The 11,081-nt window shown below is 61.5% G+C and carries 8 protein-coding genes; 3 read left to right on the top strand and 5 right to left on the bottom strand.

Annotation, left to right across the window (positions count from 1 at the left end; translation table 11 throughout):
- Nucleotides 1–313 precede the first annotated feature (313 nt).
- The gene (locus ACK83U_RS17615; protein WP_112338499.1) at nucleotides 314–730 is read left to right on the top strand and encodes a MarR family winged helix-turn-helix transcriptional regulator; all 417 of its coding nucleotides are present in this window, start codon (nucleotides 314–316) and stop codon (nucleotides 728–730) included.
- A 44-nt stretch (nucleotides 731–774) separates the two neighbouring features.
- On the opposite strand, the gene ACK83U_RS17610 is transcribed toward ACK83U_RS17615, so the two are convergent.
- Nucleotides 775–3,138, bottom strand: coding sequence for an EAL domain-containing protein (locus tag ACK83U_RS17610; RefSeq protein ID WP_112610698.1), 2,364 nt, complete (start codon nucleotides 3,136–3,138; stop codon nucleotides 775–777).
- Nucleotides 3,139–3,337: 199 nt separating this feature from the next.
- On the opposite strand from ACK83U_RS17610, the gene ACK83U_RS17605 reads away from it, so the two are divergent.
- Complete coding sequence (locus ACK83U_RS17605) at nucleotides 3,338–4,726, top strand: M20/M25/M40 family metallo-hydrolase (RefSeq protein ID WP_112610696.1); 1,389 nt, start codon at nucleotides 3,338–3,340, stop codon at nucleotides 4,724–4,726.
- Between the two features lie 103 nt (nucleotides 4,727–4,829).
- A complete protein-coding gene (locus ACK83U_RS17600) occupies nucleotides 4,830–5,753 on the top strand; it encodes a nucleoside hydrolase (RefSeq protein ID WP_112610694.1) in 924 nt (307 codons plus the stop codon).
- A gap of 41 nt (nucleotides 5,754–5,794) precedes the next feature.
- On the opposite strand, the gene ACK83U_RS17595 is transcribed toward ACK83U_RS17600, so the two are convergent.
- The 4 genes from ACK83U_RS17595 to ACK83U_RS17580 all read right to left on the bottom strand — a co-directional run bounded on the left by ACK83U_RS17595 (nucleotide 5,795) and on the right by ACK83U_RS17580 (nucleotide 10,988).
- Nucleotides 5,795–6,967 carry a M20 aminoacylase family protein gene (locus ACK83U_RS17595; RefSeq protein ID WP_112610692.1) on the bottom strand — a complete coding sequence of 391 codons (1,173 nt, stop codon included), beginning with the start codon at nucleotides 6,965–6,967 and terminating at the stop codon, nucleotides 5,795–5,797.
- Nucleotides 6,968–7,153: 186 nt separating this feature from the next.
- Nucleotides 7,154–8,209 carry an ABC transporter ATP-binding protein gene (locus tag ACK83U_RS17590; protein WP_112610690.1) on the bottom strand — a complete coding sequence of 352 codons (1,056 nt, stop codon included), beginning with the start codon at nucleotides 8,207–8,209 and terminating at the stop codon, nucleotides 7,154–7,156.
- Entirely contained in the window at nucleotides 8,206–9,759 is a 1,554-nt protein-coding gene (locus ACK83U_RS17585) for an ABC transporter permease (RefSeq protein ID WP_210294747.1), read from the bottom strand. Before ACK83U_RS17585 ends, ACK83U_RS17590 begins: the two co-directional genes overlap by 4 nt.
- A 212-nt stretch (nucleotides 9,760–9,971) precedes the next feature.
- Nucleotides 9,972–10,988, bottom strand: a complete 1,017-nt coding sequence (locus ACK83U_RS17580; RefSeq protein WP_112610838.1) for an iron ABC transporter substrate-binding protein — start codon at nucleotides 10,986–10,988, stop codon at nucleotides 9,972–9,974.
- Nucleotides 10,989–11,081 lie beyond the last annotated feature (93 nt).

The raw sequence follows: 11,081 nt of genomic DNA, 5'->3' as shown, positions 1-11,081 counted from the left end.
TTGAAAAACCACATTCGAAACCTCAAATCCTAATCACCGGCGATTGATACGCCGCGGGTCTGACAACCGGCCTGTCCCCCGCCATGTCAGACTAGGACAAAGGCCTATCCCCTCTCCGGGCCTTTGTCCCTCTTTCATGAGCCGCCATGGCGCCCCCTCCAGGCCATGGCGGCTTTTTCATGTCAAAAAAATGCAACCTATGAAGGTGAAAAATTCATCTGAGTTGCTTATTTCAGAGGGGATCTACCCGAATAATTGCTGATTGTCTTGCTCCTGAATTATGGGCATATTTGCAATCATGGGATTTAATCGGATGGACTCCGCCGCCTACCTTGCCAGTCAGATGGCGAAGGGATTCGCTCGCTCGCTACAACAACGCGCGGCGACGCTCGGTTTTTCCCCCGGTCAGTTTCCGATCCTGCTCGAATTGTGGTCCGAGGATGGGCTGACGCAGAAGCAGCTGCTCGAGAGGATCGACATCGAACAGGCGACGATGGCCAATACGCTGTCGCGCATGGAACGGGACGGCCTGGTGGAACGCCGCCCGCATCCTTCGGACAAGCGGGCGCAACTGGTCTTCCTGACGAACAAGGCCGCAGCCATGCAGGCGGAAGCGATCGAGGCCGCCATGGCCGCCGATACGGATCTTCTCAAGGATTTCCGGCAATTCGAACGCGAGCTGCTGCTGGAATATATCCGGCGCGTGCTGGAGAATGCCAGACAGCTTTAGAACAATCCCAGAAAACGCATGCAGCGGTTTTCCGCAAAGCCGCTTCATACTTTTGCGCAACGCGCCTCAGCCCGGCCGACCACCTTATTCAAAGCGGACTGGAACTGGCTCGGCCCAACATCGGGCTTGCCGAAGAATATCCCCTGAAGCTGGGCACAGCCTTCCTCGATGACGATGCGGCGCTGGGTTTCCGTTTCGACCCCTTCCGTGACCACAGGCATATTCAAGCTGTGACCGAGGCCGATGATGGCGCGGACGATCGAGCGAGCTGCGGGATCGTGTTCGAGGGCGCCGGTGAAGCTGCGGTCGACCTTGATCTTGTCGAATGGGAAGGCGCGCAGATTGCTGAGCGAGGAAAAGCCGGTGCCGAAATCATCCATGACCACGCGAACGCCGAGGCGATGCAGCCGCTGCAATGTCGCGATCACAGTCGTTCGTTCGCGCATCAGCGCCGCCTCCGTGATTTCCAGTTCGAGGCGCTGCGGATCGAGGCCGGTTTTGCGCAGGATGCGTTCGATCTGGTCGTAGAGGGTCGGGATCATGAATTGCAGCGGCGAGAGGTTGACCGCGACATTCGCAGGCTCACTCCAGCGCGTCGCCTCCTGGCAGGCCTGCTGCAGCACCCATTCACCGATCGCAACGATCGATCCACTTTCCTCGGCAATGGGAATAAACGTCTCCGGATCGATCACGCCTCGATCCGGATGCGCCCAGCGTAGCAGCGCCTCATAACCACTGACACCGTCGCTGCCGACATCGTAGATCGGCTGATATTCCAGGAAGAGCTGACGGCGCAGGATGGCTTGACGCAGATCGTTCTCAAGCTGGCGACGAGTGCGCACGGCCTTGTCCATTTCGGCATCGAAGAAGCAGGCATGGCCCCGGCCCGCATGCTTGGCACGATAAAGCGCCATATCCGCATTGGCGTAAAGCTGCTCGGCGCTCGTGCCATCACGCGGATAGATGGCGATACCGATGCTGACGCCGACGGCCGTCGGATCCCGGGCGGTATCCATCTCCATGCCAAATTCCGAAAGAACGCGTTCGGCAAGGCGCGTGGCCCCCTCAGGCTGCTGACGCCTGGGCTGGATAATGGCGAACTCGTCGCCGCCGAGCCTTGCCACCGTATCGCCCTCCTCGATCGCACGCTGCAGGATGCCGGCAACCTTGCAGAGGATGCGATCGCCTTCGGCATGGCCAAAGACGTCGTTGATGGCCTTGAAGCGGTCGAGATCCAGACAGAAGATGGCGACTTCCCCGCCCCTGCGGTTGGCCACCTGCAGCGCTTGACGCATGCGCTGGTCGAACAGCGAGCGATTGGGCAGATCCGTCAATATATCATGGTGCGCCAGATGCTCGATCATCTGCTGCGCCTGACGCCGCTCGGTCAGGTCGCGCACGACCAATACGCTGCATTCGTGGCCGCGATAGGTGATGGAGCGACGCACGGTTTCGACTGGGATCGCGTTGCCATCATAGCCGGACAGCGTTGTCTCCAGTGGAATGGCGGCATCACTTTGGGCATCTATGTCGATCGCCAGGAAGGTTTCTGGCGGGGCACCGACCACCTGCTGCTGCGACCATCCGGAAATGGTGAAAAATCGCTCATTGGCATCGATGACCCGGCCGTCACGGATGATGAGCAGGCCTTCGAGCGAAGCGTTGGCGAAGCCGCGAAGGTCAGTCAGATGACGGTCGATGAAGATGGCGCCCAGAGCGATGAGGATCAGACCCATCGCGGCAGCCATGACGATGCCTGCGAGGATGCTTCGATCCATGGCGAGGGCGGCCCCCGGCATCCCAATTTCGGGCGTTAGCGTCACGCCGCTCATCGCGGTGAAATGCAGGGAGCAAATCGCAAGCAACAGCAGAAGAGCGCCGACCATGATGCGACTAAAGCCACGAAGGCTGCGAAACACCAGGAAAGCCAGTGAAGAGAAGACGCCACCGATGGCGACTGAAGCGACGACGCGCGGTATATCGAAGGAGAGCTTTGCCGAGGCCTCGATGGCCTGCATGCCCGTGAAGTGCATAGCGGCTATTCCAAACGCCATCAGCATGCCGCCGACTGTAAAGGAAACGCGATTGTCCCATTCGAAGGCAACGGCAATCGCGAGCCATGAGCCGACGATGGCAAAGACCACCGAAAGCGCGGTCAGCGAAATGCCGTAGGAGATGGGAAGGTTGCTCTCATAGGCGAGCATGGCAATGAAATGCGTCGCCCAGATGCCGACACCACTGGCAAAGGCCGCAGCCGCAATCCAGTAGCGACGCTGATGCGACTGGCATTCCTGTGCACGCGAAAAAAGAAGCATGGTGGCAAGGCTGCCGATGAGGCAGATGGCCGCCGCCACGAGAATAAGCCTGAAGTCATGAGCGTCGCGAATACATGCAATTACTGAAAACATTACGCGTCTCCAGAATACTTTTCTGGATTGACGTTATTTCTAATAATCTAAAAAACTTGTAAACTACATGCGCAACTAATCACATAAGAGCAAGCCTCCGTCGAAAGAGGCAAGCTACGGTAAATTTTCGGTTTTAACGCCTCGAAACCGGCTGGCCTTTGGTCTATCGTCGCTCCGAATTTCACCTAAGGAGTCGGATATGACCGATCTATCGCCCGTTCTCGACCGCGCCGATCAGAACCTTCCCTCCAGCCTCGACAACCTTTTCGAGCTGCTGCGCATCAAGTCCATTTCGACAGACCCGGACTACAAGCCGGAATGCCGCAAGGCGGCGGAATGGCTGGTCACCTACCTGAATTCGCTCGGCTTCAGGGCCTCCGTACGCGATACGCCCGGTCATCCGATGGTGGTCGCTCATCACGATGCCGGCGCTGCCGATGCGCCGCATGTGCTGTTCTACGGCCACTACGACGTGCAGCCCGTCGATCCGCTCGATCTTTGGGAAAGCGATCCCTTCGCTCCCGCGATCAAGGACCTGGGCAATGGCCGCAAGGTCCTGACCGGCCGCGGCACGTCCGACGACAAGGGGCAGCTGATGACCTTCGTCGAGGCGGTGCGCGCCTACAAGGAAACGAGGGGCGCTCTGCCGGTGCGCATCACCATCCTCTTCGAAGGCGAAGAGGAATCCGGCTCGCCCTCGCTCAAGCCTTTCCTTGAAGCCAATGCTGCCGAGCTTAAAGCCGACTTCGCCCTCGTCTGCGATACCGGTATGTGGGATGGCGACACGCCGGCGATCTCGGCAGGCCTACGCGGCCTGGTGGGCGAGGAAATCGTCATCACCGCTGCTGACCGCGACCTGCATTCGGGCCTTTTCGGCGGCGCTGCCGCCAATCCGATCCACATTCTGACCGACATCCTTGCCGGACTGCATGACGAGACGGGGCGCATAACGCTTCCCGGCTTCTATGAAGGCGTCGAGGAAACGCCTGCTAATATCAAGGCCTCCTGGGAGAAGCTCGGCATGACGGCCGAAAAGTTCCTCGGCGAAGTCGGCCTGTCGATCCCCTCGGGCGAGAAGGGCCGGTCTGTGATGGAACTCACCTGGGCGCGGCCGACGGCGGAAGTAAACGGCATTTGGGGTGGCTATACCGGCGCCGGCTTCAAGACAGTGATCGCCGCCAAGGCATCGGCGAAGGTCTCCTTCCGCCTCGTTGGCCAGCAGAATCCGGCGGCGATCCGCGAGAGCTTCCGCGCCTATGTGCGCTCCAAGATCCCTGGGGATTGCTCGGTGGAGTTTCATGAGCATGGCGGCTCGCCGGCCATCCAGCTTTCCTACGATTCGCCGGTACTGACCAAGGCCAAGACCGCGCTTTCCAGCGAATGGCCGAAGCCCGCCCTCATCATCGGCATGGGCGGCTCGATCCCGATCGTTGGCGACTTCCAGAAGATGCTCGGCATGGAATCGTTGCTCGTCGGTTTCGGCCTCTCCGACGACCGCATCCATTCGCCGAACGAGAAATACGAGCTGCGCTCCTATCACAAGGGCATTCGTTCCTGGATCCGCATCCTTGATGCGCTAGCCAGCTAAGCGATCCGCGGGACGAACACCGCTTGCGCGCGTCCCGCGACCATCCCGCCAGGGCGGCAGGAAACGCCGCCGTGCCATTTCGCTGCGACCGATGAGATAGAGTATGGGCATCTGGATCGATACCGATATGGGATTCGATGATATCGCTGCCATTCTGGTGGTGGCGCATTCGGATACCATCATCGATGGCGTTTCGCTCGTCAGCGGCAATGCACCCCTGTCTCACGTTAAGGCCAATGCGGCGGGCGCTGCCGCCGTCTTCAACTGGACCTTTCCGATCCATACCGGCCGCGAGCTGCCCGTTCTCCGCAAGCTGGAAACGGCGCAGAACATTCTCGGCCAGACCGGCATTCCGACCGCAGGCAGAAGCCTGCCGCCGGCCGATCCACTTCCATTCAGCGACGCATTTACCGCGCTATGCGACTGGCTTTCCGACAGCGATGGGCCGAAACGCATCCTGGCGCTCGGGCCGCTCACGAATATTGCCGCTTTGGCATTGGCACGGCCGGATCTCGCCGCCCGCATCGACGAGCTGACCTGGATGGGCGGCGGGGTCACTGTGGGCAATCACACGGCATCGGCTGAGTTCAACGCCTTTGCCGATCCGGAGGCACTTGCCATTGTGTTGGCGCATACCCTGCCGTTGCACATGATCGATCTCGACATTTGCCGCAAGGTCTTGGCCTGGCCGGAGGATGTCGCCCGCATCCGCGAGAATAACAGCGAAAAGGCGCAGCTGCTCGCTGACCTGCTGGAAGGCTATGTCAACATCGCCATCAGCCGCGGCAGACCGGCCATGGCGATCTACGACCCGACGGCTGCCGCCGTTTTCATCGAACCTGGCATCGCAACCCTTCGGCATGCCCGGATCGATGCGGAATTGCATGGACAGCACACGCGTGGGCGCACCGTCGTCGAAACGCGCGCCTCGCATGGGCAATTCAATGCCCATTTCGCCGTGGAGATCGATGCCGAAAGGGCGCGACAGATCATCTTCGATGCATTGCTGCGAGAGGCTGGACGCTGAAAAGAGGCGGTATACCGCGGTAAGGCACGTTCAGCCCTGTCTCAACCCTCTCCCAATTCCTGCTCGACCAATGTCGTCCAGAAAGCCACACCCGAGGCGATTGCCTCATCGTTGAAATCATAGGCCGTATTGTGATGCAGGGCGCCGTCAACGGCGGGGCCATTGCCGAGCCAGACATAGCAGCCAGGAGCGTTCTGACCGAAAAAGGCAAAATCGTCGCCGGCGGTCGATGGCGGGAAGCGGGTCCGCACATTCTCGCCAAAAACAGTCGTCGCAGCCTTCAGCGCCCGCGCCGTGGCATCTGCATCGTTGACGACGGGCGGGATGCGGCGCTCGAACTGATAATCGACGGCAATGTTGAACATGCTTGCAGTCCCATGCGCCAGGCGTCCGATCTCCTCTTCCAGCTGATCGCGGACCTCCGGCGTATAGGCGCGCGCCGTGCCGCCGATCTCGACCGTATCTGGTATCACGTTCAGCGCCTTGGGATCGCCCGCCTGCAGCGAGCAGGCACTGACGACGGCCGGCTCCAGCGGATCGACGACGCGACCGACGATGGTTTGCAGCGCGGAAAGGAAGGTCGCCGCTGCCGTGATCGGGTCCTTGCCGAGATGCGGCTTGGCGCCGTGGGTGCCGGTACCGCGGAAGGTGATGCGCCAGCTATCCGATGAAGCAAGCTGCGGCCCTTCGACAACCGCCATCTCGTCGACCGCAAGGCCGGGCATATTGTGAAGCCCGTAGACGGCATCGCACGGAAACAGATCGAAAAGGCCATCTTCCACCATGCGCCTGGCGCCACCACGACCTTCTTCCGCCGGCTGGAAGATGAAATGCACCGTGCCGGAAAAGCCGCGCTTGGCGGCCAGATGACGGGCGGCACCGAGCAGCATCGTCGTATGGCCATCATGCCCGCAGGCATGCATCTTGCCCGGGATCGTGGATTTATAGGGACGATTGGCCTTTTCCGGCATAGCGAGCGCATCCATGTCGGCGCGAAGGCCGATACGGCGCGTGCCGTTGCCGACCTGTAGCGTGCCGACGACACCGGTTTTGCCGAGGCCGCGATGCACGGTCAGTCCCGCTTCCTCCAGCAAGGTGGCAACGATGCCGCTGGTGCGTTCCTCCTCGAAGCCGAGTTCCGGATGCGCATGAAGATTGCGGCGGAGCGAAGTGAGGAAAGGCAGGTCCGGCTCGATCTCATGGGGAAAAGACATGGAGAGATTCCTTCAGCATGGGGCACGATGATGGCGCGCCTAAAGCGCACCGCGATCCTTCAGATTCGCTTCTTGCGCTTTAGGACCTTGATTTGACGCATGTCGTTGTCGCAAAACCGCTGCACACTTTTGCGCGATATGCTTTATCTTCCCCAAAGCATCGCCTGCTTCAACTCGAAGTAACGCTCAGCTATCGAGCCTGTCGAACACATGTGCCTTTCCGATGACGCTCACCGAAACCATGCTGCCGACCTCGGGCAGGCCGACGCCGGAACTCCTGATATTCAGTGTCTCGGAGCCGTTGGAGAGTACGACCGTAACAGCGCAGACGGCGCCGCCGAACTCGATTTCGGTCACCTTGCCGATGCAGGCAGCACCCGCGCCGGCTTCATCGATTGCCCGGAGGCGCAATTGCTCGGGCCGCAACATGATATCAGTGCGACCCTGCCGGTTCCCGGCGCCGACGGGGATCTGCCCCAGGACACATTTCGCCAGACCTTGATCGAGATCGGCCGCCAATATGATGGCATCGCCGAGGAAGAGTGCCGTCTCGCGATCCCTTGGGCTGAGATAGAGCGCCTGCGGCGTGCCGGCCTGTATGAGCCTGCCCTCGCGCAGGACAGCAACCTGATCTGCAAAGGACAGGGCCTCCGCCTGATCATGCGTCACCAGGACCGCCGTGATGCCGGCGATCTGCAGCACGCGGGCGACGGCCTTGCGCATGTTTTCGCGCAGGCCGGTATCGAGGGCGGAGAAAGGCTCGTCGAGCAGCATTAGCCGCGGCTTGCGGCCGAGCGCGCGGGCAAGCGCCACGCGCTGCTGCTGGCCGCCGGAGAGCTGATGCGGCCGGCGGTCGAGCATGCCGCGGTCGAGTTCGACCATATCGATGAGGGCATTGATGCGCTGATCGCGGTCGCGCGCGCCGCGCTCCATGCCGAAGCCGATATTCTCCGATACGCTCAGATGCGGAAACAGGGCGCCATCCTGAGAGACAATGCCGATGCCGCGCCGATGCGCGGGTACGATGGCCTCTCCATCCGCCAGTGTTTCGCCCTGAAGCACCACCTGACCGGCATCGGGAGTTTCGAAGCCGGCGATGATCCGCAGCAGCGTCGTCTTGCCGGAGCCGGACGGGCCGACGATGGCCGTGCGGCTGCCGGCAGCTATCGTGAGGTCGATATTGTCGAGCGCCTGCACGGGACCATAGCGCTTGCTGATATTCTTGATCGCCAGAAAGGTCATTGTCCGGCCGTTCGCTTTGATTGCACGTAGAGAAGAAGGGTGAGCGGCAGCGACAGGACGACCATCATGAAGGCGTAGGGCGCTGCGGAAACATAATCGATCTCGCTGGTCAGCGACCAGAATTTCGTCGCCAGCGTTTCCGTGCCGTTGGGAGAAAGCATCAGCGTCGCCGTCAGCTCGTTGGTGATGCCGAGGGCGACGAGCGCGACGCTGGCCGCAAATCCCGGAGCCGCAAGCCGCATGGTGATCTGCCGCACCGCCTGCGCCGGCGTGCGGCCGAGCGCCATGGCGGCGCGCTCGAGTTCGACGGGTGCCTGGGCGATGCTGGCACGCAGACCGACCATGGCGCGCGGCAGGAAGAGCAGCACATAGGCGAGCAGAAGGGTGGCAAACGTCTGATAGAGCGGCAGGACCAGCCGGACGGTGATCGACACCAGGGCCAGGGCGACGACGACGCCCGGCAGCGAGCCGACATAATAGTGGCAGGCTTCGAGAATTCGCTGCAGCCGGCCGGGCGCGCGTACCGACAGCCACGCCATCGGGGTCGCCGCAATGGTGGCGAGGAGGCCACCGGCGATCGCGAGAAGAATGGTCTGCAGCAAGGCCGAGCCGACCGTGTCGATCCGCCAGACGCCTGCGCCGCCGAGATAAAGCCAGCGCGCCAGGGTGACGAAAGGAACACCGAGCGTCAATGCGGCGGTGACGATGGGCAGCGCGACCGCGGGAACGACGAACCAGCCGAGACGGCGCCGATCGGCCGGCCGGGCGGCACCCGAGCCGATGCGGGCATAGCGTTCGTTGCCACGCGCCAGCACCTCGATGCCGAGCAGCAGCAGGCAGCAGAAGACGAGCACGCCGCCGAGCATGTTTGCCGCCGGACTGTTATAGGCCGATTGGAACTGGTCGACGATGGCAGTCGAGAAGGTGTCGAAGCGGATCATCACGTAGAGACCGTATTCCGCGAGGAGATGCAGGCCGATCAGCAGCGAGCCGCCGCAGATGGCGAGGCGAAGCTGCGGCAGGATCGCCCGGAAGAAGACGCGCCAGGGGTCGAGGCCGAGCGAGGCGGCGGCATCCTCAATCGCCGGATCGAGCCGGCGCAGGGCGGCTGCGACCGGCAGGTAGAGAAAAGGAAAATAGGCAAGCACCGACACCAGCACGCCGCTCCACAGCCCGCGCATGCTCGGCACGAGGCTGACCCAGGCGTAGCTGTGCACGAATGCGGGAACGGCAAGCGGCGCGGCGGCCAGCCACGACCAGAGCCGTGCGCAAGGAATATCGGTGCGTTCGGTCAGCCAGGCGAGCGTCACTGCCAGCAGGATGGAAAGCGGAATGGTGCAGACTTCGAGCAGGACGGTATTGACGAGCAGATCGCCAACGCGACTGCGGAAAATCAGGGCAACAACTTCTGCCCAGCCCGTGTCGATCGTGATCCAGACGATGAAGCCGAGCGGCACCAGGCTCAGAAGCGCGACGATCGAAGCAAGGGCGACGACGGATGCATGCCGAACGCGGCTGCGCGGAGCAGCCGTCAACTGGGGCATTCGCATGGCGGCGGCCTCGCCGGCATATGTGTTCTTCTGCAGCAAATCTAAGCTGCCTTTCACGCCCTGAAATGGGAAGGCAACCGCCGCTGCCGGCGATTGCCCGATCGATCGGCCTTAAAGGCCATCCCCATGCCCCTAGCAGGGCACAGGATAGTGATGCAAGAGCCAAGCCCGTCCGAAAGCGCCCTAAAGGCGCCGCGGCACGGGACTTTGCCTCAGATAAGGCCCGCTTCCGTCATCAGATCGGTAACCTTCTTGCTGTTCAGCTTCGAAGGTTCGACTTTCGGAGCCTGGAGGTCGGAGAGCGGCACGAGCTTCGGATTGGAAGCCTCGCCATTGCCGACTGCATATTCAAACGAGTTGCCATCGCGCAGGACGGCCTGGCCGCCCTTGCCGGTGATCCACTTCAGGAAAGCCTGTGCTTCCTTCTGGTGCTGGCTGGACGCCAGAACGCCGCCGCCGGAAATGCTGACGAAGGCACCCGGATCCTGGTTCTTGAAATAGTGCAGCGAGACATTCTTGCTGTTTTCGCCGGTCTTGGCCTGATCGCCGAACCAGTAATAGTGATAGATGACAGCGCCTTCGGTCTCGCCGGCATTGACGGCCTTCATCGCGACGCTGTTGCCCTTGTAGAAGCTCGCATTTTCCTTCATCGCCTTCAGCCAGGCGCGGGTTGCGTCCTCGCCCTTCAGCTCAAGCAGCGCACTGACGATCGCCTGGAAATCGGCGCCGGCCGGCGAAGCGCCCCAACGGCCCTTCCACTTGGGATCGGCGAGATCGAGGAGCGATTTCGGCAGATCGGCTTCCTTCAGCTTGGTCTTGTCATAGGCGAAAACGGTGGACCGGGCGGCGACGCCGACCCAGTTGCCATCGGCTGCCTTGAAGGTTTCCGGCACCTGGGCGAGTGTCGCGGCATCGACCGGAGCGAAGAGCTTGTTGGCATCGACCAGTGCCATGCCCGGCGAGTTTTCCGTCAGATAAACGTCTGCCGGAGAGGCAGCGCCTTCCTGGACGATCTGGTTGGCAAACTGCATATCGCTGCCGTTGCGGATCGTGACCTTGATGCCGGTTTCCTTGGTGAAGCCCTCCGCCCATGCCTGCGTCAGCGTCTCATGCTGGGCATTGTAGACGACGATGCCATCGGATTCGGCGGCATGCGCCAGCATCGGAGCGACGGCAAGACCTGCGGCAAGCGCCAGGGTGCCGGTGAGATGAGAAAAGGAAAAAGTCATTAAGTCCTCTCGCTTGGAAACCACCGTCATCGGGCGGCGATGCGGTAGCCTATATTTTTCCTGACCGTTTTTTTCAAGTTTACGGTGATGTCT

It is taken from the genome of Rhizobium sp. WW22, from assembly GCF_047041135.1.
GTDB lineage: Bacteria > Pseudomonadota > Alphaproteobacteria > Rhizobiales > Rhizobiaceae > Rhizobium.
Note: the sequence above shows the minus strand (reverse complement) of the source record. Positions and strands in the feature narration are given on the sequence as shown.